The following is a 26,132-nucleotide window of genomic DNA, read 5'->3' as shown; positions in this document are numbered from 1 at the left end:
TGACGGGATGAATCAGGAGATTTTCGAAAAAAACTATACAATGTCATCGCTGCACAAAGCTATTAAAGTATTAAAAGCTTTCTCAAAAGATGAACCAAACCTTTCCCTAACAGAGTTAAGCAAAAAAACAGGGATCAGCATTTCGAGTTTACAGCGTTTCGTCTCTACCTTTGTGTACGAAGGCTTTCTTCACAAAGATGAACGTACTAAGCGCTATCAATTAGGTCATTCACTTCTGTATTTAGGTAATTTAGTAAAAGAAGAATCAAGTCTACTTATTGTCGCAGAGCCTATTTTAAAAAAGTTAAACGAAGAAATCGGCGAAAGTGTTTCCATGAATATTATTGATGGCTTGGAAAGACGATGTATTGTAAACTACGATTCAACATATCCGCTGTCAACGAAAATGTTTGTAGGTGACACCTCTCCCCTTTATGCAGGTGCATCATCTAAAATATTGCTCGCATTTATGCCGAATGTTGAAGAATATGTAGAGAATATAAGTCTTGAATGTATCACTGATAATACTATACTTTCAAAAGAGCAGCTGTTAACGGAATTAAAGCAGATCCGTTTACAACGGTTTGCGAAAAGTAATAGTGAACGTGTGCGTGGAGCATGCTCTGTATCTGCACCGATTTTAAATGCATCCAACCAAATAATTGCGTCCGTGTCACTTGTTATACCAGAAGTACGCTATAGTGACTATGATGAAAATTTATTAATTGACACTATTCAAGGCGTTGCATTAGAAATCGAGAAGCAATTGTATTGATAAAAACAAAAAAATAAACCCGAATGGATTCACTGATGAAGTGCTTTCCATTCGGGTTTTTTGCTTTAATTATTTTTGCCTGGAATCGCTGATAAAATCATGGAACCGCTGATAAATTGCCTGAAATCGCTAATAACATCATGAAATCCGCTGATAATTTGCCTGGTATCGCTGATAACTTCATGAAAACGCTCATCATCTAAATTTGCGGCTGATTTTTTATTAAAAATCTGACCTTATTAGTTGATTGGAGTGGAGACTGGGCGACTCCTTGGGGATCAGCGTCACAGATGAGACCCTGGAGCGAGCAACGCGAGTGAAGCGGCTCATCGGACGCCCCCAGGAAAGCGCCCAGTCGGAACGGAAATCAACTACACGCTATGATGAGGAGTTAATTATTTACCAATCTTACGAAATCATCCCAATGAGTTAAGCGTGGCAGTTCAACATGCTTGTTATACGATTGATTTTTTAAAATCACTTTTGTATTCACATCTTGCAGTGTTTCTAATACAGCTGGTTTATCATCCACATAAACATCTAAAGCTAGCTCTTTGATGATTGCTACTTTTTCTGTATCCTGCATTCCACAGAAAAAGTGACCTGCTGTGATAGGAAATCCTTGTGCTTTCATCCATGCTTGTGTTTGCTCACAATACTGTTTAGGACGTGAAGTAATATAATAAATGTCATGTCCCTGCTGTGCTAAAGTGTGGAGCACCTCTAATGCTCCCTCAAAAGCAGGACAATTTGTAAAATAAATTTCCGCTAATAACCGATTCCACATCGCCGCTCCTTCAGCATCTGTTAAACCAAAAGGTTCGTGAATTTCAACCCTTTGCAAAGTTTTAAATACTTCTTGCGTAACATTTTGACCAAGTTTTTTATTATAGAGCTCAAAGGCGTGTGCTCGTAAATCAATGAGTGTATCATCTATATCAAAACCAAATTTCATCTTGTTCTTTCTTCCCTTCAAGAAGCCATGTTTATGAAGTTCACCGCAAATGTTTGCTCTTTTTCAATTTGCTTCGCTAATACTTCGTCAATGGCCTGCTCGCGCATTTGTTGAAAATCTTGTACGTTAAAATGAGCAAGCGTATCTTTATTTAAGAGTGATGCTAGACACTCTGCATCCTTGAGTGCACTATTGAGTCCAAATGCTCCAGTTGGTGTCATCGTATGAACAGCATCTCCTAACAAGACAAGGCCCTTTGTTCCCCAACTGTAACAGTGACTACTAAAGACATCCAGTAAAACAAAGTCATGCCAAGATGTGATATGTGTCTTCACTGTCTCTGCTAACTCTGGAAATGCCTCTGAAAGCTGATTGATAAACGGTGTAAAGGTTTGTTTTCTCAGCTGTGGAAAACTTCCCTGATGAATATTCCATCCAATTTGAATAAAGCCGCCTACCTGCGTAAACAATGATAGCTGCATATCCTCTATTAATGCCATTTTAATAGATGGCTCCCATCCATCGGGGGCAGGAATTTTTGCCCAAAGTAAGTCAAAGCCGTGTTTATGCTTTTGAATCTCAATATTCGCTTCTTTACGAATCGTTGAGTAACGACCATCAGCACCGATAATTAACTGACTACTAATTTCAATTGTCTCCCCATTTTTCGAAGCAATGACACCTGTATATCTGCCCAAAGAATCAACTATGAGCTTCTTTACCTTCGTATTCAGGAAACAAGAAAAGTGCGGAAAATGCTGCGTTTCTTGTAAAATTCCCTTTAATAGATTTGCTTGCGGCACATGAATTCCCAAATGCCCTACAGCTTCATCAGGAAGAATGGTTTTAAATGCCCTACCTTCTACGTAATATTCAAGCTTTTCCATACGTAATAAGCCGAGCTCCTCGACTGCTTCAAAAAGCTGATGACTCTTTAAAACAGCCTCACCCTCCTCATTTAAATGTTCACCGCGGAATGCCTGCCCTAGTGCTGCGTTTTGTTCCAGTAGTATTACGGAAAGACCCTTTTTCGCTAGTAAGTGCGAAAGCAATGCTCCACCCGGCCCAGCTCCTACGATACAAACATCTGCTTGATAATTCACTTTTCTTCACCAATCTTTGGATAAGCAATAATACGTAAATCTTGCCCAACCTGCTCAAACGAAGCAAATTCCACATCCAATGCTTCATCCATGGAGGCTGGATTTTGACCAGCGATAGGTGTTAATGATAAACGACCGCCAAGAATCTTCGGCGCTATGTAAATCATATATTTGTTAATAGCACCTTGCTGTAAAAATGAAGCGTTGATGGTACTGCCACCCTCTACTAAAATATCCGTAATGCCATATTGATATAATTTTTCAAGCATATCATCAATAACAAGCCCCTCGGAATTATGTCGAACTGGCAATACTGTTACGCCTTTTTCCTCAAATGCCGTTATTTTTTTGGGATCGGCATTCTCACTACATACAATAATTGTTTTTGCTTCTTCTACACACAAAACATTGGCATGAGCTGGTGTACGAAGTGAACTATCCATAATAATGCGCACAGGATTTTTCCCGTACTGTTCTTTTAATCTTGTCGTTAAAGATGGATTGTCAGCTAAAACAGTACCCACACCAACTAAAATACCATCCACTTCATGTCGAATACGGTGTACATCCTCACGAGCTGCTTCACCTGTTACCCACTTGGAATGTCCTGTATGAGCAGCTATTTTTCCGTCTAAAGTCATCGCATATTTTGCCAAAATAAATGGTCGTTTTGTCAGCATATTATGAATAAAACGTTCATTTAAACGGCGAGCTTGCGCTTCCAAAACACCCACCTCTACCTCAATACCTGCATCTCGTAACAATTGAATACCGCGCCCAGCAACAGCAGGATTTGGATCTTGCATCGCTACTACAACACGACTAACTGCTGATTCCTTCACTAAGTTTGCACAAGGAGGTGTTTTTCCATAATGTGAACATGGCTCAAGCGTCACATAGAGTGTCGCACCTTTAGCATGCTCTCCTGCCATTCGGAATGCATGCACCTCTGCATGTGGTTCACCTGCTTTTCTGTGTAAACCTGTTCCAACAATTACCCCGTCTTTCACGAGTACAGCCCCTACAAGTGGATTCGGGTTCGTATTTCCTTTTGCACTAGCGGCAAGATCAAGAGCTAGCTGCATATATTTTTCATCTTTTGTCATCTTTGTTCCTCCACTCACTTCTCTTCGCGCAAATGTCCAGATTTCTCTACTTTCGTGTCTAAATAGAAACGGTTTGTCTCCGTTAATCCTCCCCATAATGGGACATGTCCTTCTGCTGCTAAGCCATGTGCCTGTAATGCGGCAAGTTTCTTCGGATTATTAGTAATCAGCGTAACTGGTTTTGAACGAAGCGCAGTTAACACTGTTATGGCGTCTTCATAAGAACGGCTATCGTCTGGGAAGCCAAGAGCATGGTTTGCTTCAACCGTATCTAACCCCTCTTCTTGTAATAAATAAGCAAGAGATTTCGAGAATAGCCCGATCCCACGACCTTCATGATCGGCTAAATAGAAAATGGCACCGCAACCATGTTCTACAATCATTTTCATTGATTCATGTAATTGGTAACCGCAGTCACAACGCTGGCTGCCAAAAATATCACCTGTATGACAGATACTATGCATGCGAATTAGAGCATCCTCTGCATGTTCAAAGTCTCCATATACCAGCACTGATGATTGTTGTGTAAAAGCTAAATTTGCAGATGCTAAACCATCAATAATTTCTTCTTTTGACAGATTGGCATCTACTTTTAGCCAGTTATACCATTGAAATGTTGCTGAAAAATCGCCCTGTTTTACCGGTAATTTCACTGGACCGACTAGGCAAACACTTTCAGTTTCCGTTTGTTTCACGATTGTCATTTTGTCTTGCACTATATCCAAAACTTTAGTTGTAATTGTCATAATTTCTCCAACCTTCTATTGTTAACAGTTAGCCATATCCACTAACTGAGTACTTTTATTTTCACATAACTTACATAATGTAACTTAGTTTATATTAATAACTAACTACTGTCAAACAACAGCACCTAATTCTATTAAAAATAATGAATAAGAAACAAAATCTGCTTCATGACGTTTTTATCATATACTAATAGCTTATGGAGATGCTATTTTTTCTGTGCAGGCTAGTCTATAATAAGCTGTGGTAACTGTCATGACGAAAGGAAGTTAAGAATGCAATTAGAAAAAAATGTGCAGGTGAAGCAGCCAAAATACCAGCAAATAGCTGTCGATCTGGCCTCAAAAATCGTGGAAAGAAAATATCGAATTGGCGATAAAATTTATGCCAGATCATCTCTAGCTAGCCAATACAATGTCTCTGCGGAAACCGCAAGAAGAGCGATTGCCGTTTTGCAAGATTTAGAAATCGTGGAAGCCTCCAAGGGCAGTGGCGTTATTATTATCTCCTATGAAAAGGCGGCGCATTTTGTAAGGCAATTCCATGATGTTCAATCTGTCCATGAACTTCAGCACGAGCTTATGACTAGCATCCAGAAGCAGCACCAAGAATTAATAAACCTACAGGACAAGACGAAACAACTGATTAGTCGAACTGAGCATTTCCGATCTGTCAATCCATTTATCCCCTATCAATTAGAGATGACAGCTGAAAGCCCTTGTATTCACCAAACAGTACAGGAATTAAATTTTTGGCAAAATACATCTAGCACAATTGTCGGAATTCGTCGTAAAAATGAATTATTACTATCACCTGGTCCTTATGTATCCTTAGAAGAAGGTGATATCATTTACTTTATCGGAAATGATGAAAGTTTTGCTCGAGTTCAGAGCTTTTTATACCCAAATTAAAATCCGCTTAAGCGCTGATATAACAGCGTTTAAGCGGATTTTTTCTCATTTGTCGATTTGACAGAAGTAACAACTCTTTGTTAGTGTAAAGTTGTTACTTGTTCATATTTGGGTATCATTATCCTCAAATAGTATTTATCTTCATTCAGTGGGTGTCCAAACACCTACTGAAAAGAGGAACTGGAGCCTAAGATCGCCATGTCTTGTGGCAATCTATCAGTGCGTAAGTGAAGCAATATCAATTACGCCAAGGCGAAATTGATCTACGAAAGGAGTGGTTCTATTGGAAAAAATAAAAGTGGAACATGTTTCTAAAGTTTTCGGAAAACATATTCCCCAAGCATTAGAACTCGTCAAGCAACAAAAAAGCAAGACTGATATCTTAAAAGAAACAGGTGCAACTGTTGGTGTATACGATGCAAGTTTTACCGTAAATGAAGGTGAAATTTTCGTCATTATGGGATTGTCAGGAAGTGGGAAATCAACACTTATTAGACTTTTAAACCGACTAATCGAGCCTACAAGCGGAAATATTTATATTGATGGAGAAAATATTTCTAAAATGGGTAAAGATAGTTTACGTAATGTAAGAAGAAACAAAATGAGTATGGTCTTTCAAAACTTCGGTTTATTCCCCCATCGTACACTTCTTCAAAACACTGAATACGGCCTTGAAATTCGAGGCATCTCAAAAGAAGAACGTCAAGCAAAAGCAGAGCAGGCTCTCGAAAATGCAGGCTTACTTGCTTATAAAGACCAATATCCGAGTCAATTATCAGGTGGTATGCAGCAGCGTGTTGGATTAGCACGGGCACTTGCCAATGACCCTGAAATATTACTAATGGATGAGGCTTTTTCTGCACTCGACCCATTAATTCGTAAAGAAATGCAAGATGAATTACTCGATTTGCAAAGCACTTTGAAAAAAACAATTTTATTTATCACCCACGATTTAAATGAAGCATTACGTATTGGTGATCGTATCGCCATTATGAAAGATGGCTCAATCATTCAAATTGGTACTGGGGAAGAAATTTTAACAAACCCTGCAAATGATTACGTTAAAACTTTCGTTGAAGACGTCGATCGCTCTAAAGTATTAACGGCCGAAAATGCTATGGTTCGACCTATATATGTCAATGTAGATGTAGATGGACCGACCGTTGCACTAAAAAGAATGCGCGAAGAGACGGTTAGTTTACTAATGGCCGTTGATAAAAATCGACATTTAAAAGGCTATATTACCGCTGACGACGCACGGGCTGCAGCTAAAAGACAAGAACAAACGGTACATTCAATCGTTCAATCAGATATGTTGACCGTTCCACCAGATATGCTTTTACAGGATATTTTAGGCATGATTCATAATTCTCCTACTCCAATTGCAGTTGTAAAAGATGAACGCTTACTTGGTGTTCTCATCCGGGGCGTTGTCATCGAAGCACTTTCAACTAGCGATGAGGAGGCAGTTGTACATGAATAATTTTTTAGACGATATCCCAGTTATACCATTGGGACCATGGGTAGAATCCGTTATGGACTGGTTGACGAGTAATTTTTCAGTGTTTTTTAACTTAATTCAAAAAAACGGAAAATTACTCATGAATCAAGTCACTGATTTATTAATAAGCATTCCCCCAATTATCCTGATTTTACTTGTTGTTATTTTTGCCTTTTTTGTTACTGGCAAGAAATTCGGCCTTGCTGCGTTTTCATTAATTGGTTTGTTATTTATTTACAACCAAGGTCTTTGGACACATCTTATGGAAACAACAACGCTCGTGCTGTTTTCAAGTATCATCTCAATCGTTTTAGGTATTCCACTTGGCATTCTCATGTCCAAATCAACGGTAGCCGAAAATGTGATTAAGCCGATACTCGATTTCATGCAAACAATGCCTGGTTTCGTGTACTTGATTCCTGCAGTTGCTTTCTTTGGTATTGGAATCGTACCTGGTGTATTTGCATCCGTTATTTTTGCCTTACCACCAACTGTTCGTATGACGAACCTAGGAATTCGCCAAGTACCAAAAGAATTAGTGGAAGCAGCGGATTCATATGGTAGTACCTCAAGACAAAAACTATTTAAAGTTGAAATCCCTCTTGCCAAATCAACGATAATGGCAGGGATTAACCAAACTGTTATGCTATCACTGTCAATGGTTGTAACTGCCTCTATGATTGGTGCACCTGGACTAGGTCGCGAAGTATTAACAGCACTACAACGTACACAGGTTGGGAATGGCTTTGTTGCAGGTTTAGGTCTAGTTATTTTCGCCATTGTGATAGACCGCTTAACGCAAAGTCTTAATAAGAAGAAAACCGTCTAAAGCTAGAGGTAATTAGATTTACGTTTTGTCGTTTGATACAAAACTATTAATTTACGAAAGGAAGATTTGATGAAACTGAAAACATTAACTAAATTAGGCATGGCTTTAGGGCTTGGCTTGTTGCTAGCTGCATGTAGTGGTGATGATTCAAGTAAGAGCAGTGGTAACTCAAAGGACGTCAATCTAGCCTACGTTGAATGGGATACAGAAATTGCCTCAACGAATGTAGTAGGTCAGGTGCTAGAAGATTTAGGCTACAATGTAACATTAACACCGCTTGATAATGCAATTATGTGGGAGGCTGTTTCAAAAGGGGAAGCAGATGGTATGGTCGCTGCATGGTTACCCAATACACATGCCCCACAATACAAAAAATATAAAGATGATCTAGATGAGCTAGGCGAAAACCTTTCAGGTGCCAAAATAGGCCTAGTAGTACCAAGCTACATGGACGTTAATTCGATCGAGGATTTAAAAAACCAAGCAGATAAAACAATTACGGGGATCGAACCTGGTGCTGGGATTACAGCTGCTACTGAAACAGCTAAAGATGAATATGATAATTTAGCAGATTGGAATCTATTAACATCTTCATCCGGTGCTATGACAACTTCTCTTGCTAAAGCGATTAAAAATAAAGAAGACATCGTCGTAACTGGCTGGTCTCCTCACTGGAAATTCGCTAAATATGATCTTAAATATTTAGAAGATCCAAAAGGTATTTACGGTGGCGAAGAAACGATTAACACTTTTGCTCGTAAAGGTTTAAAAGAAGATCAACCAGATGTATATTCTGTACTAGATAACTTCCACTGGACATCAGAAGACTTAGAAAACGTTATGCTAGAAATAATGAATGGCAAAGATCCAAAACAAGCTGCTAAAGATTGGGTTAAAGATAATGAAGACAAAGTTGCTGAATGGACGAAGGATGTAAAAAAATAAATTTTTAAGCATTGACAGACAACCTACAACGGTTGTCTGTCTTTTTATGTGGGTAAATACCTTTGCTTCGCGGGTATTTGCCCTCTTCCGCGGGTATTCTCCCTCTCTTCGCGGGTATTTACCTTCATTCCGCAGGTATTCTCTCTCACTTCGCGGGTATTTGCCCTCTCTCCGCGGGTATTTGCCCTGACTTCATGGGTTCACCCTCTTCCGCGGGTATTCTCTCTCACTTCGCGGGTATTTACCCTCTCTTCGCGGGTATTTACCCTCACTTCATGGGTTCACCCTCTTCCGCGGGTATTCTCCCTCTCTTCGCGGGTATTTACCTTCATTCCGCGGGTATTCTCTCTTGCTTCGCGGGTATTTACCCTCACTTCGCGGGTATTTGCCCTGACTTCATGGGTTCACCCTCTTCCGCGGGTATTCTCTCTCACTTCGCGGGTATTTACCCTCACTTCGCGGGTATTTATATCCGTTATGGTAACTTTAAACTAACGAAAACTAAAATAAACATGCCTACACTTATTCCAAAAAGTGCTATTTTCTGTACTAATGAATAGTCTCGGAATTTTTTATTTTGAAAAGCAAGATCAGAAATTATAGTCATTAGAAAAGATACAAAAACAACCTCCAAGACTCTATTAAGATATGAAATATTGAATATAGAAATTGCTATAATTGCTATACATGAAAAGATAAACAGTCTTAAATATGGGTTTTTTAATAATAGCATTTCATCACCTCTCAATTCTCTTATTGATACAAATTTGGTTATTTACACAAATTCCCCTTTTCTAATGGCTATTTTAAAATATGATCTACTACGCCAATTTTATTCATCTTCTAACCCTATAGTTGATGGGAAATTATCAAACAAACTTCCACCATTTTAAGCTTAATGAAAATCAAATATAGTCATCTAGCAACGATTCGACCGATGCCAGATGACTATTCATTAAGATAATAATTTCAAAAATATCGCGGCCCCTAAAACAAGGACTATACAAACAACTCGTCTCCAGTCCTTTGATTCTTTGAAAAACATCATACCGAGTAATGCACCACCAGCCGCTCCAATTCCTGTCCAAATTGCATATGCTGTACCCATTGGTAATGTTTCCATGGCAAATGCAAGGCCAGCAAAGCTCAAGGTAAATGCGAAAATCAATAACATTAAATTTTTCATACTTTTAGCTTCATTATATTTACTAATCATAAAAACACCCATCATCTCACATAGCCCCGCTACTAATAATGCAACCCATGCCATTATGCATCTACCCCTTTCTCTTCAGAATTTCCCGTCACAAGCTTTAAACCGACGACCCCTGCAAGTAAAACGACGATACATAAAATTTTGGCTAATTTCCATGGCTCTCCAAACAATAAGCTATCAGCACATACAGTACCCGCTGTCCCCAAACCTACGAATACTGCATAGACAGTGCCGACCGGTAAGCTTTCTCCAGCCCTAATTAGTAAATAAAAGCTAACAAAAATAGCAATAGCCGTACCCATCCATTCCAATACACTTCCTGCATGCTTTAAACCAATAACCCAACCAACTTCAAAAAAAGCAGCAATTACGACACTTAACCATTGTTTGTTCATTGTGATTTCCTCCATTTTATTGTTAAACACGGATATTGAGCGATTTTCTGTCCTACCTGATCACTTCTTCGGCATACCCGATCAGTTTCGAGGTCTACCTGATCATTTCTTCACATACCCGATCAGTTTCGGGGTCTACCTGATCATTTCTTCACATACCCGATCAGTTTCGGGGTCTACCTGATCACTTCTTCGGTATACCCAATCAGTTTCATGGCCTACCTGATCACTTCTTCGACATACCCGATCAGTTTCATGGCCTACCTGATCACTTTTTCGGTATACCCGATCAATTTCATGGCCTACCCGATCATTTCTTCGGCATACCCGATCAGTTTCATGGCCTACCTGATCATTTCTTCGACATACCTGATCAGTTCGATAATTTCCCGGGCACTTCACTCTTATTGAATTGAACTTTTCTCCCCTTCCCTCCGTAGCCAAATAAAAAAGCCTAAGAAACACTGCTGTAAACAGTATCTCCCAGGCTTTTATCCTTCCGTGTCACAAAATCAATTTGCGGTTTTCTCTCGGACCAGACTAGCATTTGCTACGGAACCCTAGAAAACTATCCTATCTGATTGTGCTACTAGTATAGCAAACTATTCAGTCATTTTCTACTCTCCCCTCAATCTTTTGTGATTAGAAATGCATTCTTCTCGCTTAGATATTTATCAAAATACTTGTTTACCATCGATCAAAATGCCATCTGTGATGGTTATGCCGCTTTGGGCCAGGAATAAACTACTTGATTGGACAAACAGGAGCTACACATAAATGGCTATTTTTATCACCTTTTTGTAATTACTTGACTATATAGTAACTATACAGTTTAGTATTTTCTATAGAAACGTATTTAGGGGAGAGAATAAAATGCAAAATAGAATTAAATTAAGGCCATTAGAAAAAGAAGATTTAAAATATGTTCATAAGCTAAACAATGATTCTAAGATAATGTCTTACTGGTTTGAAGAACCGTATGAATCTTTTGTTGAACTACAAGATTTATTTAATAAACATATTCATAAACAAAGTGAAAGACGCTTTATTGCGGAAGATGAAAATAATATTATCGGGCTAGTTGAACTAGTAGAGATTGACTTAATCCATCGTAACGCAGAATTCCAAATTATAATTGATCCTAACTGTCAAGGGAAAGGTTACGCATACTATGTTACTAGACTTGCTATGAAGTATGCTTTCAATATATTAAATTTACACAAGGTATATTTAATAGTCGATAAACAAAACGAAAAAGCTATTCATATCTATAAAAAAGCTGGATTTAACGTAGAAGGCGAACTTAGAGAAGAGTTTTTCACTGAAGGTGCTTATAGAGACGCTCTTCGTATGTGCATTTTTCAATATGAATTCCACAGTGAAGTATCTTCAGAAAATCTTTTGAAATAAAACCAGGCGCTCATACGAGTACCTGGGCTTTAGTGCTACTTACTATTGTTATCACCCGTTTGCAAATTTGCAACATATACCTTTGACTAAATTTAGCGAAGTAGTCTACAATTTAAATAATTAGAAGGGCTTGGTCATTTCGAAGGCTTACGTTTTACGTGAGCTACTCGCGTAGGAATGGCGGGGCCCGTTTTTTTATCCTTTAATACATATTTTTTTCTCAACTTTATTACCATGAGCAAATTTTCTAAATCATCTTGCTTTCCAGTTGATTCTGTTAAACATAATTCTCTTCATTACACTTCAAAGCTTTTGGAAGAAAAATTGTTATAATACCTTCCAGACAAGCTGGTAAATTTTAAAACACAGTAATCAGGATCCGTTACACCAAGAGGATAATAAAGAGTGTCGCCATCTTGCCAGATTAACTGCTTAGCTACCGGATCTTCTAACACTTCCATAGTCCCCTTAAACATAACTCCTTCAAAACGCAGTTGATCGCAAAAGTAAACACTTGCTCTTTGTTCATGACGAAATTGCGCTACCCGCATAGAGGATGTATTCGTTGTAAAATAAAAAGTATGGAATCCCTCCCTTACGCGTGGTGCAAGCATAGCCTTCACCTGAGGAAAACCTTCTTGATCGATGGAACCTACAAATGCTGTATTTTGCTGTTCTAGCAGCCTATTAACTGAATTCTGTAAATTGTTCATTTACGTATATACTCCTTTCTAATCCAATACTGTCTAGAAACAGTATACGGAGCTTTAAAACCATCGAACAGTACCCACTTTTTCGTAAGTATCTTTTTTATTCAATGAATCCCTTCCGTTTTAAGAAATCTTCCATTCCATGCTCTTGCATTAATTGAATACCGACATTTTGCATAATTTCTACTGCTTCGTAGAGTTTTTTGCCTCTTTCGCTTAAACGATACTCTACTTTTAATGGATATCCTTCAAAGGATGTTTTTTCCACAATGTTGAATTCTATTAAATCGCTTAGATGCTCTAATAACACTTTTTGAGTAATTCCTTGAATATCTCTAACAAGCTGCGAAAGTGAAGTAGGTCCTTTGGCAAGTTGCCATAGAATTATAGGCTTCCATTTTCCTTTTGTTATATCATGGGTAAATTCTAACGGACACGTATATTGATTTCTCATTTTCATCTATGTTCGCCTCCAGCATTTTTTTCTTCCTTAACAAAGTGAAAAGTATCTCTTTCATATTCTTTAAAACATTCGGTAATTAGTATAAACAGCTCCTATATAGATTTCCAAATCAACTTTTGTTGACTTTTTAGCATTTTTTGAAATAACTTTTTTCTATACTCAATGGAGTTATCTTTTTACAATATTAATATGCGTATTCCTATTGAAGCAGCTGCTTATGCTGATTTACCAATGGGGTATGAGGTGGGAAGTAGTTTGGTATTGGCTCAAGCCTAGCACATGAGGAAAATGCTACTTTATATACAAGAGCATAGGGTAGCGGGCGAACATTTTCCTTTTGCTGATTCGCATATTATTTCTGTTTGAGCATAGCGATGCGGTAGGAAGCAGGTAATTTAATAGTTCACAACAATATACATGGGGGTGTTTTTTTGAAGGTATTAAAAAGGATTTTAGAGAAGAGTAAATATACCTATGAAGTAATTCATCACGAAAAAAATATTCATTCTGCACAAGATGGTTCAGAGTATTTTGGGATAGAAGTCGGACAAACAGCACCAACATTGATACTAAAAACAGATAAAGGTTTCTTTGCCTTGGTTATATCAGGAAACGTAGGTAAAGTAGATTTCGATAAAATAGCTGACATTCTAAATTGTACTAAAGTAAAAATGGCGTCTCAAAAAGAAGTTAAAAAGGTAACAGGATTTGAAGTCGGAAATGTCCCAATGGTGGGACTTCCTATACCTTATGCGATAGATAAACAACTTTTTAAGTATGACTTTATTTATGGAGGCTCTGGTCAATCAACATTTACCTTAAAAATTGAACCTCAAGCACTAAATGAGTTAAACCACGTAATAGTTACATTTTAATAAGAAAAAAGAGGGAAAATCTCTTTTTTCTCTTGATACGCCAACTACTTCTTGAATTTTTCTAGTTCTGCTCAAATACCAACTTTAAGTATTTTTATAGGGAACTCACCGCATCTTTTATGACCCTCCTCTATTGCAGAACGGATTAGCCTTACAATAGTGCAATTGGCATCACCACTAAATGCTCCAGTATCAATTCCTAAAACCTATCAAATGCTTGATTGTCTAATCATCTAGCTATCTCTATAGCAACAAATTCTAAATTTTAAAGGATAAATTGAATTTTAAAATGAGTCCTGGTCATTTATTGATTTCGTTTAATATTTCATCAAAATGGCTAAGGTAGAGTAAGTGCCCTTGATTTTTTATTATTTTAAACGAACAACCTGTATATAACTTATTTAGCACATTGGCAGTCTGCAAAGGCCAAATAGGATCCTTGTCTCCATGCCAAATATATACTTTATAAGACTTCATATCATAGCTAATGGAGATTTTTTCAGTCATTGCTAGTGCGTCTTTAAATACTGCTACCCCTTTATTTTGATAAGCGTCTATAGTCCCTTTAACTATGGCCTCTTGATAATACTTTTGATTGGCGACTTCCTGATCCGCCTCTGGCATTTTATCAATAGAGTCTTTGACGACTGTTTGCAAAGATTGATTGATCTTTTTGCTTAACTGTTTAAAATGATATTTTATCATAAAAGGAAAATAACTATTTAAAAAACTGATGAACCTCCAATTGAGTGGTAAAGCATTCTTCGTTATTTCCCCTTTCAACGGAATAGCGCTGCCTACGAGGGTTAAAGACTTAACATACTCAGGATACATTGAGGCAAAAACTTGTGCATACAATCCTCCCGCTGACCAACCAACTATATCTACTTTATCTAAGTTGAGTTTTTCTAGTAGCGTTTTAATATCTTTAGAAAAGCCAGTCATATTATAGTTTTTCAGACTAGTATTTCCATAACCAGGTCGATTTACAGCTATAATGTATACATTTTTAATATCTAAATCAGTTTCATTTATGTATAATCCAGAAGCTGATGAACCAAAACCATGAAAATAAATGACAGCTCTACTATTATCATTACTACCATAAACCTTATAATTCAATATTTGCCCCTCTTTTAAGGTAACAGAAAAATTTTTCATCACAGACCTCCACCTATGTAACCTCTGCTATAAATACTATTCGCTTTCCCCCTGTTTATGTCCTTTAACTAATTCTCGTTATTATCCTGTTGCATCTTGACCACATATACAGTGCTGACCAGTTAACCATTAGCATGTTAGAAAAATCCGGATACAACTATGTCTCAACATAATTGATGTTAGGTTTTCTTGGCTGTAAGTTAACAATACCTACCCCAACCAATATCAAGGCCGCTCCAAAAAACTCTAACGCCGTAAACATTTCATTTAAAAAGATAATGGCAAAAATAGTTGCAAATATCGGCTCTAATGCAAATAAAAAGGCAGTACTTTCTGGAGATGTATATTGTTGGGCAATCGTTTGCATCACGAATGCAAACGCAGAACAAAAGATAGCAAGACCTAGTATTGGTACCCATTCTATAAATTTATTTGGAACAAAAAACGTATTCGTAAAAAAGCTAAAAATAACACCATAAATACTTGTATAGGCCAATTGATAGGCTCCTAATAAAAATGCATCTACTTTACGTATAAACACATTCGTCAAAAGAATATGACACGCATAGACAATCGCCGTTACTATACAAAATATCGAACCTGTCGTGAGTACTAATCCATCACCTAAAGACAAAAATAACATGCCTGTCATGACAAACACGACACCAATGATAATTTTTTTAGCTGGTAATCTTCTAGTTTTAATCGCTATAAATAACGGAACGAATATGACAGAAGTACTCGCTAAAAAACCTGCTGTAGAAGCTGAAGTTGTTTTTATACCGTACATTAATGCTAAATATGTAGCGAATATTAAAGTACCAGATATCGCACTATATCCCAACGTTTTCAAATCGACCGATAGCATCTTTTTGAAAAATACAAGGAAAATTAGAATGAATGCTATGCCAAATCGAAAAATAATGATTGAATATAGTGAATCATAGCTATCCATCATCTTCATAAAAATATATGAGGATCCCCAGGCAATAGAAACGACAAATAAAATAATAGTTGCTTGTTTGTGAGTCATACAACATTCCTACTTTCTTTATCCTATTACCTTTTTCATAAGCAGTTTTCATACCAAAAAAATTCGTAAACAAGGTGAGCATGAAATCATTCATAGCTCTCCTCATTTACGAATACTTATTTTTTAAACAGAAATCTCATTTTATAGATTTTCATTTATTTTATATTTTTGAATTAATCTCGTTGCACGTGATTGGCTAATACCTAAATATTTCGCAACTTCACGAGTTGTTCTCTTCAATTGATAGGCCTCTTCTACAATCTGCTTCGTTACTATTTCAATTCGATTATCTAACGTCCACATTTCCTCATCCTCATTCAAATCTAACTTCCCATCAATGTTGTCCATAATAACATCTGGTAAATCTGTAACATCAATCACATAATCACTTGTGAGTACTAATCGCTCCATTAAATTCTCTAGCTGCCTCACATTTCCTGGCCACTCATACTGTGTTAGCACGCTGATACAACGATCTGAAATGGTCTTACTCATTTGGAATTTTTCATTGAACTTGTGTAAATAGGAGTAAATTAAAGGCAGCACATCCTCTTTTCTTTCTCTTAAAGGAGGCATTTCGATATCAATGACGTTTAATCGATAAAATAAGTCCTCCCTAAATGTGCCCGCCTCAACCATCCTCCATAAATCTCTATTTGTAGCCGTTATGATTCGAACATCTACTGTCTTTTCTTTAGTAGATCCGATAGGCATAAACGTTTTTTCCTGAATGGCCTGCAATAGTTTTGCCTGAGTCGATAAATGCAGTTCTCCAATCTCATCAAGGAAAATTGTGCCTCCATTTGCTATTGAAAATAGACCTTCCTTACCTTTCGATTTTGCCCCAGTGAAAGCTCCACTTTCATAGCCAAATAACTCTGATTCTACTAAATCTACTGGCAAAGAGGCACAGTTGATGCTGACAAATGCTTGGTTAGCCCTTGTACTAATCGCATGTATATATTTGGCGAAAACTCCCTTACCTGTTCCAGACTCACCATGAATAAGAATTGTTGTATCTGTTTTAGCAATCTTTTTACAGAAATCTAAAATGGATTGTATCTTTTTGCTTTTAAATACTAATGTCGGTGTTTTTATTTGCAACACATCTTCTTTTCGTTGAATTTTTTCTTCATATTGTCTGCGTTCTAATGCATGAATATCAGTAGCTGTACAAAGAATATAACGCAGCTCCCCATGATCATCTCTAATTTTATATGCTCGTGTAAGTAGCTCTTTTCCTATAAAAGTACGTTGCTTTAACGTAATCATATCTTCGTTTTCTAGCACACTAGGGATGATAGATGGCTTCCAAAAGCCTCTTTCTAAAAATTCATCATTATGTTTACCAAGCACTTCATCTTTCCTCAAGCCATAATGCCGCTCACAAGCTTTATTAACGAATATTATTTTTAAATCCTTATCAAGTACATAGATCTCATCAGATGCGTAATCTAATAATTCAACTAGAAAATCTAATGTTAATTCCATGCTTTCCCCCCTTATTTTGAACCAAAAGTGAATCAAAACCCTCTATTTATGAACCAAAAATGAATCAATGCAATGGTTTTTTTAATATTCTAAAAATTAAACTCTTTAAATTTCAACATTTTTAGAGATTGGCACGCTTCCTGCTAGTAGATATGTATAGGCGCTATTAACTTTAATAAATAATATAGTTCGATTTCAATTTCGTAAAGAGTCACTGATGCCTTATTTATTTCATAAAAGGAGGATGATTCAACCGTGTCAACAATTTCTGAGGAAAAATACTATGACACAACTATTATCGGGGGAGGACCTGTTGGCATTTTCACGGCATTTTATGCTGGTATGAGAGAAATGTCTGTAAATATAATTGATAGCCTCCCTATTCTAGGAGGTCAGCTTTCAACATTATATCCCGAAAAATATATCTATGATATTGCGGGGTTTCCAAAAATTCGCGCGCAGGAGCTAATTGATAATTTAATAGAACAGATGGAGCAATTCCCTGTGTTAAAAAGCTTAGGGGAGTCAGTTGTTACTATTACAAAATTAGACAATGGATATTTTGAAATTGAAACAACTATTCAAAAGCATTATTCAAAGACAATTATCATTTCAGCTGGAAATGGTTCATTTACACCGAAACTAGCTGGTGTTCCAAACGAAGAACATTTTAAAGACGCGAATGTTCATTATTTCGTTCAAAATATGGATCAATTCCAATCCAAAAATGTAGCAATTTTAGGTGGTGGAGACTCTGCAGTAGATTGGGCGTTAATGCTTGAGCCTATTGCGAATAAAGTTTACCTAATACACCGTCGAGATAAATTTAGAGCACATGAGCATAGTGTGTCACAACTACTGCAATCTAAAGTTGAAATTGTTACTCCCTATCGACCAGATCGCTTTGTAGGAGATTCCAAAGTTGAACAAGTAGTTTTAAAGCATGCAAAAGCTGATGAACAAAAAGTATTGAATGATATTGACGACGTATTAGTCAACTTTGGCTTTATCTCTTCTCTAGGACCAATCGCTAACTGGGGATTAGAAATAAAAGAACAATCTATCGTAGTCAATTCAAAAATGCAGACAAATATCGAAGGCATTTATGCAGTTGGAGATATTTGTACATACGATGGAAAAGTAAAGCTAATCGCAACAGGTTTTGGTGAAGCACCAATCGCTATAAGTAATGCAAAGGTTTCCATCAATCCTGAAGCAACAGTACAACCACAACACAGCACATCCATCATGGGTGCGAAAGAAGGTTTTTAAATGGCACAATACACTAAAGTAAATCGTACCACTTGTATCGCATGTGGCTCTTGTAATCCTAACGCTCCAGACCTATTTAATTACACAGCAGATGGCTACGCATTCTGTACTTTAGATGATAATAAAGGGTGCACGGCTGTACCAGACGATTTTTTAGATGATTTAGAGGATGCAGTTGAAGGCTGTCCATCCGGTTCAATCTTGGTATCTGATAGTCCATTTGACTAGTGATATATATTATAATATTAATTTTCTGAGGGGGAATTTTAAATGGCTTACAACAAAGTTCAAGACTTATCAAACAAAGTTTATTCTCGTATTATGCCTTATGAGATGTACACAAGCCCAGCAATTTTGGAAGAGGAGAAAAAACATATTTTCAATAAAACTTGGCATCTAGTTGGGCATTTGAATCAAGTTCAAGAAAATGGACAATTCTTTACTGCCGACGTATTAGGGGAACCAATTATTATTACTCGTGGCTTCGATAGTGAATTACGCGCATTCTATAACGTATGTCCTCATCGTGCAACAAAATTAGAAAAACAGGATTCTGGGAAACGTAAAATTTTCACATGTATGTATCATGGCTGGTCATTCAAAACGGATGGCTCACTGAACCGCGCTCCAAACTTCCCAAGTGAAGACGAGTGCGTAAAAGATGCATGCTTACGTACTATTCGTCTTGAAACAATGAGCTCACTTATTTTCATCAATTTTGATGAAGAAGCGAAGCCATTAATTGAAACATATGGGGATTTACATGAGCGTTTAGAAAAGCTAGGTTTCTTATCAGATTTAACGTTCACTTATCGTAAAACACGTCACTTAAAAGCGAATTGGAAAGCGTTCAATGACAACTATTTAGAGTGTGATCATTGCCACGTTGCTCACCCAAGCTTTATCGCTACATTAGATATGGATGCTTACCAAATCTTTACGTGTGAAAATTATTCGTTCCAAACATCAATCGTTCAACCAGACAAACAAATGGGTGATGTTGACTTAGATTCGGCTGAATTACGTGGAGGTGAATTTTACTGGTTGTATCCAAACTTAATGTTAACGGTTTATCCAGGTCCAGGAAACATCGCTTCGATAGAGCTAGTACCAATCGATCATGAAAATACAACGATTGTTTACACCTACTATTTCCGAGAGGATAGCTTAGAAAAGATTTCACAAGAAGAACGTGATTTAATGTCTTTCGCAGAGCAGGTTCGCGTAGAGGATATCGAACTAGTTGAACTGGAGCAAATCGGCTTTAAGTCACAGGCATTTACGAAAGGACATTATTCGCCATCTGAATTAGCAATTGTTCAATTCCATCATTTAGTAATGGAGGCTTTAGGTAAATAATATGAAAAAATATAATTTATTCATCGCTGGTAAAGAAGTAGAGACGGAAAATTATTCTTCTCTCTACACTCCTTACTCTAAAGATTTAATTGCTGAAATTGCCATTGCCAATGAATCACAAGTGAATGCAGCTATATCACATGCTTCACAAAGCTTCAAAAGTTTTTCAAAATTCACTGCCCATAAAAGATTCGGAATATTAGAAAAAGTTTCGAAGCTATTAGAGGAACGCAAAGAAGAGGCAGCGCAAATTATCGCACTGGAGCTTGCCAAACCTTTAAAATATGCACGTGCTGAAATTGCCAGAACGATTGAAACATACCAATTTGCCGCAGAGGAAGCAAAACGCATTTATGGTGAAGTGATTCCATTAGATGCTGCGCAAAGCGGAGAAAATCGATTTGGTTATACAAAACGAGAGCCGCTAGGAGTAATAGGTGCTATCACACCGTTTAATTTCCCTTTCAATCTAGTCGCTCATAAAGTGGGGCCTGCTATCGCTGCAGGCAATTCAATCGTTTTAAAACCTGCTTCTCAAACCCCTTTATCTGCGTTATATATTGCAGGTTTATTCAAAGAAGCTGGTCTACCAGATGGCGTATTAAACGTAGTAACTGGGCCAGGTAGTGTAATCGGCGATTTATTATTAGCACATGATGAGATTAAAATGATTACATTTACAGGAAGTCCCAAGATCGGCTACCAAATTTCTCAAAAAGCTGGATTCAAGCGCACTACATTAGAGTTAGGCTCAAACTCAGCGCTAATTATTGATAAAGATGTAGATGTTTCATCCATTATTGATCGTTGTGTTATGGGGGCATTTTCCAACCAGGGACAAGTTTGTATTTCTACTCAACGTATTTATGTTCATGAGGACGTAGCTAGCACTTTTGTTGAGCTATTTATCAATGCTACTAATCAATTAAAGCTCGGTGATCCACTAGCTGAAGATACTGATATTTCTGCCCTGGTATCACCAGGGGATTTACAACGCTCGCTAGATTGGATTCGCGAAGCAGAAGAAAACGGCGCACAAATTATCACTGGAGGTCATGAGGAAAATGGCGTTTTAAAGCCAACAATTATTTTGGATGCTAAAGATTTCTTAAAAGTATCTTGTAATGAAGTGTTCGCTCCTATAGTGGTAGTGAACACATTTAAAGAAATAAATGATGCCATTGGCGCCGTAAATAATTCAGAATTCGGCTTACAAGCGGGTATTTACACAAATAATGTGCCAAATGCATTATTAGCTGCGGACAACTTAGAGGTGGGTGGCGTTATTATCAATGATGTGCCAACATTCCGTGTAGATCACATGCCTTATGGCGGTATTAAAAATAGTGGTACAGGTCGTGAAGGCTTAAAATATGCAATCGAAGAAATGACTGAGATGAAGTTGATCATCTGGAACCAATCTTAATTGTGAAAGAAGGGTTAGTTTATCTATGAACAAATTTGACATTGCTGTTATACCTGGAGATGGGATTGGTCCTGAAGTAATCGCTGAGGGTGTGAAGCTACTTCGCGTACTTTCTGAGATTGATAAAACAATAGAGTTTAATTTTTCTTACTTTCCATGGGGATGCGAGTATTATTTGAAGCATGGAAAAATGATGGCTGACGATGGGATTGAGCAACTATCAAAATTCGATGCAATATATTTAGGTGCTGTTGGTTATCCAGGAGTACCTGACCACATTTCCCTCTGGGATTTATTGTTAATCATTCGCCAAAGCTTCGATCAATATGTAAACTTACGTCCAATTCGTCTTCTCAATGGAGCTCCAAAACGCCTTATTGGAGCTGAACAAAAAGATATTCAAATGACTTGCGTTCGCGAAAATAGCGAAGGTGAATATTCAGGAATCGGCAATCATTTATACAAAGGTAAGCCGGAAGAAGTCGTCATTCAAAATTCCATTTTCTCAAGAAGAGGAACGGAAAGAATTATGCGCTATGCTTTTGAGTTAGCTCGAAAAGAGAAAAAATCGTTAACAAGTATTAGTAAGGCTAACGCACTTAATCATTCTATGGTATTCTGGGACGCTGTCTTCGATGAGCTTTCCGAAGAGTACCCTGATGTAGCAACACACTCATACTTAGTAGACGCAGCAGCAATGCTGATGCTGACAAATCCAAAACGCTTCGAAATCGTTGTTACTACTAATTTGTTTGGAGATATTTTGACAGATGTTGGCGCGGCTATCGCTGGAGGAATTGGACTAGCAACAGGTGCGAATATTAACCCTGAAGGAAAATTTCCATCAATGTTTGAACCTGTTCACGGTTCAGCACCAGATATAGCGCATCAACAAAAAGCAAATCCACTTGCTACAATATGGTCGGCAGCTCAGATGGTAGAACACCTAGGTTACCCTGAACATAGTGAGAATATCATTCAAGCAATCGAATTAACTTTGCAAGAAGGCAAATTTTTAACAAAAGATTTAAATGGAGCATCTTCGACGAATGAAGTTGGTGATGCCGTTATCCGACATTTCAAAAGCTTGTATTAAGAGTAGCTGACTATGTCAGCTACCCTATCCTGGGGGGATATGTATGCGTTTTCAAACAATTGATCGTCAAATACTAGGGATAGCCCTTTCACTGATAACTGTCTTAATTGCTGGAATTTTAATTGCGAAAGAAGCAGGTACTTCATTTTTAAACTCGATTTTGAGTTTTTTAACAGGTAATCTAGGCTCGCTTTATCTCTGGGCATGTTTAATTATTTTCTTTTTTTTGCTTTATCTTGCTTTTAGTAAATATGGAAAAATAAAATTGGGAAATGAGCGCCCCCAACTCTCGACATTTAGCTGGTTAGCATTGATTTTCACTGCTGGTATTGGTTCCGGAATTATGTACTGGGGAGTTATTGAATGGGCATTTTATTATTCGTCCCCACCGTTCGGCATGGAGCCGATGGGGCTAGAAGCAGCTGGCTTTGCACAAACTTATGGGATGTTCCACTGGGGCTTCTCTGCATGGGCCATATACTGCTTACCTTCTATTCCAATTTCATATGCAGTATATGTTCGTAAAGAAAAAAACTTCCGATTAAGTAGTACTTGTCGTGCAATTATCGGTGATCGTGCTGATGGTTTACTGGGGAAAATTATTGATGTTAGTTTCATGTTTGGACTTATTGGTGGTATTGGCACTTCATTAGCATTAGGAACTCCTTTATTGGCAGAAGGTTTACACTATATCTTCGGTTTGGAAAAAACAACAACCCTTAACTTATGGATTATTATTGCGTTAACTATTTTCTTCAGTATCTGTTTGTATTTTGGATTACATAAAGGATTGAAATTATTAAGTGACTGGAACTTATACTTATATGTGGCACTATTAATTTTCATCTTTATTTTTGGTCCAACAGCATTTATTATTGCAAATTTCTCTGAAAGCGTAGGTGTTTTACTAAACAACTTCTTCAGAATGAGCCTTTATACAGATCCTGTAGGTAACTCTGGATTTAGTGAAGCTTGGACATTGTTCTACTGGGGTTGGTGGTTCTCCTATGCACCATTCACTGGTATGTTTGCTGCTCGTGTTTCTCAGGGGCGTACAATTCGGCAACTAATCCTTGGTCAGCTAATTGGTGGTACTTTAGGATGTTGGTTGTCATTCGTTATATTTGGTAACACAGCTTTCTTCTATGAGCTAAAGGGAGTAGCTCCTATTCTCGACAATTTACAAACTCAAGGTACAGAAGCCGCGATCATAACGGCATTAACATCCATGCCGCTAGGATTTATTGTTATGATTCTTTACTTACTAGTAGCTGCAATATTCCTAGCTACAACCGTAAACTCTGCTGCCTTTACATTGTCTGATGTAGCATCGAAAAACTTAGAAATGGGTGAAGAACCTGCTCGCTGGTATCGCGTATTCTGGGGGATTTTATTAACGAGTATTTCTATTATCTTAATGTATGGAGATGGTTTAAAAGCACTACAAACGTTATCCATTATCACAGGCTTCCCATTAATATTCGTAACGGCATTAATGATTGCAGCACTTGTTAAATCTTTAAGAGAAAATAAAGAGGACACTTCTTCTAATAAATTGGAATGACATCTAGTAAATCGTATTTCCACTACCTTTTTCGTGCTTATTAGAATAATAGCAAAGGCGATAGTTTTTCGTCTTTTGCTATTAATTCTCCTTAGTAAATTTATATGTAGGATTAACAGTATTTTTTATCGTAATATACTTGATTTTTCTAAGTTTGCGAGGAAAACTCCTCAAAATTAATTCCTAAATATAACTTTCAATTAAAGCAAAAGGAGGCATCTAAAATGCAATTAGGAACACATCAATCACAGCAAATTATCCAAACATTAAGCCCTCATTTGATTCATCATCTAGAAATTCTTAAATTTTCACATAGTGCATTAGAGCAATATATTTATGAAAAAGGCAATGAAAATCTTTTGTTAGTCGTTGAAGATGCAAAAGTAAAATTGGACTATGAAGATATAATGAAACTTGCTTTTATATCTCCCGATGCTGGCCTTAAAAATAAATATCAAACCAACCACATAGATTTTGATTTTGTTGAAGCACGCCTTCAGCAAAAGGAAAGTTATATAGAGATGTTATTGGAACAAATACCATTACATAAAGGAATAAGCCAGAGTGATTTGAAAATATTGAAATTCCTTATTTACTCTTTAGATGAGAGATTGTTTTTGGATATTGATATGGAGGCTGTAGCTATACAATTCCAAACGACTTGTGAGCATATAGAAAGCATTCTAAGTATGTTAAAGAGTTTTGAGCCTATAGGAGTTGGAGCACGTAACTATCAAGAATATTTATTTATCCAAATAACTAACGATCCGTCAGCACCAGAACTGGCGCCAAAAATCATTGCCAATGATTTAAAGCTTTTATCATCGAACTCTCTTAAACAATTAAGCAAAAAATATAAAGTACCTTTACAGGAAATGAAAGAGATAGTTGACTATATAAAAAATTTAAAGCCTATTATATCGACTGATAAAGCGGAAATAGCGACATATATCATACCAGATGTCGAGGTTATGAAGTTTGAAGGCGAATGGATTATCAAGCTAAATCAAGGGCATTTACCTTCCCTTTCCATTAATGAATATTACGCAAAAATTTTAAAAGATAATGCAGATTATGCACTGTATTATAAGCAGACCTTGCAAGATGCACTTAATTTGATACAAGGGATTGAACTGCGTAACAAAACGATTTATGAGCTAGTACAAATATTATTAGATATCCAGAGCGACTTCTTTCATAATGGCTTAATAGCTTTAAAGCCTATGCTTTTAAAGGATGTTGCGCAAAAATTAAACGTACATGAAACTACGATTAGTCGAACAATACGAGGTAAATACATTCAAACACCTCAAGGGATATATGCTCTACGCTCTTTATTTACGAAAGGAATTGTTAACGAATCTGGTGAGATAGATTCTGTTATACATATAAAACAGCAAATAAAGAAACTTATCGATGCTGAAAAAAAAGAAAAGCCTATTTCTGATCAACAGATTACTCAAATTTTGTGCGATGAAGGCAAAAAAATTTCTAGAAGGACCGTAGCAAAATATCGAGAAGAAATGAATATTTTGAGTTCATTTAATAGGGCACAGATATAATTTCATGAATAGTTTTATACCTAAATTGCAATTACAAGTTGTTTTCAAAAACACCCCTGAGGTTCCTTTGTCTTCTGTTCGTCGGTCGGCATAGTTCGTTCAGCTTGTATTGGCTAGGTCTGCAAGCCCTTTCTACTTAACTAGCCAATACAGGTTAGGATTTGCAGCTGACTGGTGAACAGGAGACTTTTCTGTTTCGAAGGAGGTTCAATGGGACTTGATCCCGATAA

Annotated in this window: 25 protein-coding genes and 1 riboswitch; of the genes, 14 read left to right on the top strand and 11 right to left on the bottom strand. The window is 37.1% G+C overall.

What is annotated here, in order from left to right; genetic code table 11:
• The first annotated feature begins 7 nt into the window (after positions 1 to 7).
• Entirely contained in the window at positions 8 to 775 is a 768-nt protein-coding gene (locus MWJ95_RS00195; protein WP_249074343.1) for an IclR family transcriptional regulator, read from the top strand.
• Between the two features lie 391 nt (positions 776 to 1,166).
• On the opposite strand, the gene MWJ95_RS00190 is transcribed toward MWJ95_RS00195, so the two are convergent.
• The 4 genes from MWJ95_RS00190 to MWJ95_RS00175 are packed head-to-tail and all read right to left on the bottom strand — an operon-like array spanning position 1,167 to position 4,685.
• Entirely contained in the window at positions 1,167 to 1,730 is a 564-nt protein-coding gene (locus MWJ95_RS00190) for a 5' nucleotidase, NT5C type (protein ID WP_249103614.1), read from the bottom strand.
• Positions 1,731 to 1,747: 17 nt separating this feature from the next.
• Complete coding sequence (locus MWJ95_RS00185) at positions 1,748 to 2,833, bottom strand: FAD-dependent monooxygenase (RefSeq protein ID WP_249074345.1); 1,086 nt, start codon at positions 2,831 to 2,833, stop codon at positions 1,748 to 1,750.
• A complete protein-coding gene (ribD, locus tag MWJ95_RS00180; protein ID WP_249103611.1) occupies positions 2,830 to 3,939 on the bottom strand; it encodes a bifunctional diaminohydroxyphosphoribosylaminopyrimidine deaminase/5-amino-6-(5-phosphoribosylamino)uracil reductase RibD in 1,110 nt (369 codons plus the stop codon). The genes MWJ95_RS00185 and ribD overlap by 4 nt, the downstream gene beginning before the upstream one ends.
• A gap of 14 nt (positions 3,940 to 3,953) precedes the next feature.
• Positions 3,954 to 4,685, bottom strand: coding sequence for a GTP cyclohydrolase II (locus MWJ95_RS00175; protein WP_249074347.1), 732 nt, complete (start codon positions 4,683 to 4,685; stop codon positions 3,954 to 3,956).
• Between the two features lie 273 nt (positions 4,686 to 4,958).
• Between MWJ95_RS00175 and MWJ95_RS00170 the strand changes: the two genes are divergently transcribed.
• The 4 genes from MWJ95_RS00170 to MWJ95_RS00155 all read left to right on the top strand — a co-directional run bounded on the left by MWJ95_RS00170 (position 4,959) and on the right by MWJ95_RS00155 (position 8,869).
• Entirely contained in the window at positions 4,959 to 5,594 is a 636-nt protein-coding gene (locus tag MWJ95_RS00170; protein WP_249074348.1) for a GntR family transcriptional regulator, read from the top strand.
• Positions 5,595 to 5,877: 283 nt separating this feature from the next.
• Positions 5,878 to 7,077: a quaternary amine ABC transporter ATP-binding protein gene (locus tag MWJ95_RS00165; protein ID WP_249074349.1), complete on the top strand. Its 1,200-nt coding sequence runs from the start codon at positions 5,878 to 5,880 to the stop codon at positions 7,075 to 7,077.
• Positions 7,070 to 7,924: an ABC transporter permease gene (locus MWJ95_RS00160; RefSeq protein WP_249074350.1), complete on the top strand. Its 855-nt coding sequence runs from the start codon at positions 7,070 to 7,072 to the stop codon at positions 7,922 to 7,924. Before MWJ95_RS00165 ends, MWJ95_RS00160 begins: the two co-directional genes overlap by 8 nt.
• 69 nt (positions 7,925 to 7,993) lie before the next feature.
• Complete coding sequence (locus tag MWJ95_RS00155) at positions 7,994 to 8,869, top strand: glycine betaine ABC transporter substrate-binding protein (protein WP_249074351.1); 876 nt, start codon at positions 7,994 to 7,996, stop codon at positions 8,867 to 8,869.
• Positions 8,870 to 9,824: 955 nt separating this feature from the next.
• Here the strand turns inward: MWJ95_RS00155 and MWJ95_RS00150 are convergent.
• Positions 9,825 to 10,139 carry a DMT family transporter gene (locus tag MWJ95_RS00150; RefSeq protein ID WP_249074353.1) on the bottom strand — a complete coding sequence of 105 codons (315 nt, stop codon included), beginning with the start codon at positions 10,137 to 10,139 and terminating at the stop codon, positions 9,825 to 9,827.
• A complete protein-coding gene (locus MWJ95_RS00145; protein ID WP_249074356.1) occupies positions 10,139 to 10,480 on the bottom strand; it encodes a DMT family transporter in 342 nt (113 codons plus the stop codon). The genes MWJ95_RS00150 and MWJ95_RS00145 overlap by 1 nt, the downstream gene beginning before the upstream one ends.
• Before the next feature lie 478 nt (positions 10,481 to 10,958).
• Positions 10,959 to 11,055, bottom strand: a riboswitch (guanidine-I (ykkC/yxkD leader).
• A gap of 298 nt (positions 11,056 to 11,353) precedes the next feature.
• Between MWJ95_RS00145 and speG the strand changes: the two genes are divergently transcribed.
• On the top strand, positions 11,354 to 11,890 hold the full coding sequence (gene speG, locus MWJ95_RS00140; protein ID WP_249074358.1) for a spermidine N1-acetyltransferase: 537 nt from the start codon (positions 11,354 to 11,356) through the stop codon (positions 11,888 to 11,890).
• A gap of 296 nt (positions 11,891 to 12,186) precedes the next feature.
• On the opposite strand, the gene MWJ95_RS00135 is transcribed toward speG, so the two are convergent.
• Together MWJ95_RS00135 and MWJ95_RS00130 are read right to left on the bottom strand one after the other, a co-directional pair.
• Positions 12,187 to 12,603, bottom strand: coding sequence for a pyridoxamine 5'-phosphate oxidase family protein (locus MWJ95_RS00135; protein WP_249074360.1), 417 nt, complete (start codon positions 12,601 to 12,603; stop codon positions 12,187 to 12,189).
• 97 nt (positions 12,604 to 12,700) lie between these two features.
• Positions 12,701 to 13,060, bottom strand: a complete 360-nt coding sequence (locus MWJ95_RS00130) for a winged helix-turn-helix transcriptional regulator (protein WP_249074362.1) — start codon at positions 13,058 to 13,060, stop codon at positions 12,701 to 12,703.
• A gap of 434 nt (positions 13,061 to 13,494) precedes the next feature.
• Between MWJ95_RS00130 and MWJ95_RS00125 the strand changes: the two genes are divergently transcribed.
• The gene (locus tag MWJ95_RS00125) at positions 13,495 to 13,938 is read left to right on the top strand and encodes an aminoacyl-tRNA deacylase (RefSeq protein WP_249074364.1); all 444 of its coding nucleotides are present in this window, start codon (positions 13,495 to 13,497) and stop codon (positions 13,936 to 13,938) included.
• Positions 13,939 to 14,238: 300 nt separating this feature from the next.
• Here MWJ95_RS00125 and MWJ95_RS00120 read toward each other — a convergent pair whose 3' ends face one another.
• The 3 genes from MWJ95_RS00120 to MWJ95_RS00110 form a co-directional block, all read right to left on the bottom strand.
• Complete coding sequence (locus tag MWJ95_RS00120) at positions 14,239 to 15,099, bottom strand: alpha/beta hydrolase (RefSeq protein ID WP_249074366.1); 861 nt, start codon at positions 15,097 to 15,099, stop codon at positions 14,239 to 14,241.
• 157 nt (positions 15,100 to 15,256) lie between these two features.
• Complete coding sequence (locus tag MWJ95_RS00115) at positions 15,257 to 16,132, bottom strand: DMT family transporter (RefSeq protein ID WP_249074368.1); 876 nt, start codon at positions 16,130 to 16,132, stop codon at positions 15,257 to 15,259.
• Positions 16,133 to 16,273: 141 nt separating this feature from the next.
• Complete coding sequence (locus MWJ95_RS00110) at positions 16,274 to 17,623, bottom strand: sigma-54 interaction domain-containing protein (RefSeq protein WP_249074369.1); 1,350 nt, start codon at positions 17,621 to 17,623, stop codon at positions 16,274 to 16,276.
• A 264-nt stretch (positions 17,624 to 17,887) separates the two neighbouring features.
• Here MWJ95_RS00110 and MWJ95_RS00105 point away from each other — a divergent pair, with 264 nt between their 5' ends.
• The 7 genes from MWJ95_RS00105 to rpoN all read left to right on the top strand — a co-directional run bounded on the left by MWJ95_RS00105 (position 17,888) and on the right by rpoN (position 25,902).
• Positions 17,888 to 18,895, top strand: coding sequence for an NAD(P)/FAD-dependent oxidoreductase (locus MWJ95_RS00105; RefSeq protein ID WP_249074449.1), 1,008 nt, complete (start codon positions 17,888 to 17,890; stop codon positions 18,893 to 18,895).
• Positions 18,896 to 19,123, top strand: coding sequence for a ferredoxin (locus tag MWJ95_RS00100; protein ID WP_249074370.1), 228 nt, complete (start codon positions 18,896 to 18,898; stop codon positions 19,121 to 19,123). It begins immediately after the preceding gene.
• Positions 19,124 to 19,165: 42 nt separating this feature from the next.
• Positions 19,166 to 20,254: an aromatic ring-hydroxylating oxygenase subunit alpha gene (locus MWJ95_RS00095; protein WP_249074371.1), complete on the top strand. Its 1,089-nt coding sequence runs from the start codon at positions 19,166 to 19,168 to the stop codon at positions 20,252 to 20,254.
• 1 nt (position 20,255) lies between these two features.
• The gene (locus MWJ95_RS00090) at positions 20,256 to 21,680 is read left to right on the top strand and encodes an aldehyde dehydrogenase family protein (protein WP_249103609.1); all 1,425 of its coding nucleotides are present in this window, start codon (positions 20,256 to 20,258) and stop codon (positions 21,678 to 21,680) included.
• 25 nt (positions 21,681 to 21,705) lie between these two features.
• Positions 21,706 to 22,776 (top strand): tartrate dehydrogenase, encoded by a 1,071-nt coding sequence (locus tag MWJ95_RS00085; protein ID WP_249103607.1) that lies wholly within the window; start codon positions 21,706 to 21,708, stop codon positions 22,774 to 22,776.
• 43 nt (positions 22,777 to 22,819) lie between these two features.
• Positions 22,820 to 24,340, top strand: coding sequence for a BCCT family transporter (locus tag MWJ95_RS00080; RefSeq protein WP_249103604.1), 1,521 nt, complete (start codon positions 22,820 to 22,822; stop codon positions 24,338 to 24,340).
• A 224-nt stretch (positions 24,341 to 24,564) separates the two neighbouring features.
• Positions 24,565 to 25,902: an RNA polymerase factor sigma-54 gene (rpoN, locus tag MWJ95_RS00075; RefSeq protein ID WP_249103602.1), complete on the top strand. Its 1,338-nt coding sequence runs from the start codon at positions 24,565 to 24,567 to the stop codon at positions 25,900 to 25,902.
• Positions 25,903 to 26,132: the final 230 nt, after the last annotated feature.

The organism is Lysinibacillus sp. Bpr_S20, assembly GCF_023337835.1.
In the GTDB taxonomy this organism is placed as follows: Bacteria; Bacillota; Bacilli; order Bacillales_A; family Planococcaceae; genus Lysinibacillus.
The sequence above is the reverse complement of the archived record's forward strand: the minus strand, read 5'-3'. Positions and strand labels throughout refer to the sequence as shown.

Bases quoted from the DNA above. Each gene is read 5' to 3' on its own strand.
- MWJ95_RS00135 (WP_249074360.1), bottom strand. From the start codon at position 12,603: ATGAACAATTTACAGAATTCAGTTAATAGGCTGCTAGAACAGCAAAAT.
- MWJ95_RS00145 (WP_249074356.1), bottom strand. From the start codon at position 10,480: ATGAACAAACAATGGTTAAGTGTCGTAATTGCTGCTTTTTTTGAAGTT.
- MWJ95_RS00120 (WP_249074366.1), bottom strand. From the start codon at position 15,099: ATGAAAAATTTTTCTGTTACCTTAAAAGAGGGGCAAATATTGAATTAT.
- MWJ95_RS00155 (WP_249074351.1), top strand. From the start codon at position 7,994: ATGAAACTGAAAACATTAACTAAATTAGGCATGGCTTTAGGGCTTGGC.
- ribD (WP_249103611.1), bottom strand. From the start codon at position 3,939: ATGACAAAAGATGAAAAATATATGCAGCTAGCTCTTGATCTTGCCGCT.
- MWJ95_RS00190 (WP_249103614.1), bottom strand. From the start codon at position 1,730: ATGAAATTTGGTTTTGATATAGATGATACACTCATTGATTTACGAGCA.
- MWJ95_RS00150 (WP_249074353.1), bottom strand. From the start codon at position 10,139: ATGGCATGGGTTGCATTATTAGTAGCGGGGCTATGTGAGATGATGGGT.
- MWJ95_RS00195 (WP_249074343.1), top strand. From the start codon at position 8: ATGAATCAGGAGATTTTCGAAAAAAACTATACAATGTCATCGCTGCAC.
- MWJ95_RS00115 (WP_249074368.1), bottom strand. From the start codon at position 16,132: ATGACTCACAAACAAGCAACTATTATTTTATTTGTCGTTTCTATTGCC.
- MWJ95_RS00160 (WP_249074350.1), top strand. From the start codon at position 7,070: ATGAATAATTTTTTAGACGATATCCCAGTTATACCATTGGGACCATGG.
- MWJ95_RS00170 (WP_249074348.1), top strand. From the start codon at position 4,959: ATGCAATTAGAAAAAAATGTGCAGGTGAAGCAGCCAAAATACCAGCAA.
- MWJ95_RS00085 (WP_249103607.1), top strand. From the start codon at position 21,706: ATGAACAAATTTGACATTGCTGTTATACCTGGAGATGGGATTGGTCCT.
- MWJ95_RS00100 (WP_249074370.1), top strand. From the start codon at position 18,896: ATGGCACAATACACTAAAGTAAATCGTACCACTTGTATCGCATGTGGC.
- MWJ95_RS00110 (WP_249074369.1), bottom strand. From the start codon at position 17,623: ATGGAATTAACATTAGATTTTCTAGTTGAATTATTAGATTACGCATCT.
- MWJ95_RS00095 (WP_249074371.1), top strand. From the start codon at position 19,166: ATGGCTTACAACAAAGTTCAAGACTTATCAAACAAAGTTTATTCTCGT.
- rpoN (WP_249103602.1), top strand. From the start codon at position 24,565: ATGCAATTAGGAACACATCAATCACAGCAAATTATCCAAACATTAAGC.
- MWJ95_RS00175 (WP_249074347.1), bottom strand. From the start codon at position 4,685: ATGACAATTACAACTAAAGTTTTGGATATAGTGCAAGACAAAATGACA.
- MWJ95_RS00080 (WP_249103604.1), top strand. From the start codon at position 22,820: ATGCGTTTTCAAACAATTGATCGTCAAATACTAGGGATAGCCCTTTCA.
- MWJ95_RS00090 (WP_249103609.1), top strand. From the start codon at position 20,256: ATGAAAAAATATAATTTATTCATCGCTGGTAAAGAAGTAGAGACGGAA.
- MWJ95_RS00130 (WP_249074362.1), bottom strand. From the start codon at position 13,060: ATGAAAATGAGAAATCAATATACGTGTCCGTTAGAATTTACCCATGAT.
- speG (WP_249074358.1), top strand. From the start codon at position 11,354: ATGCAAAATAGAATTAAATTAAGGCCATTAGAAAAAGAAGATTTAAAA.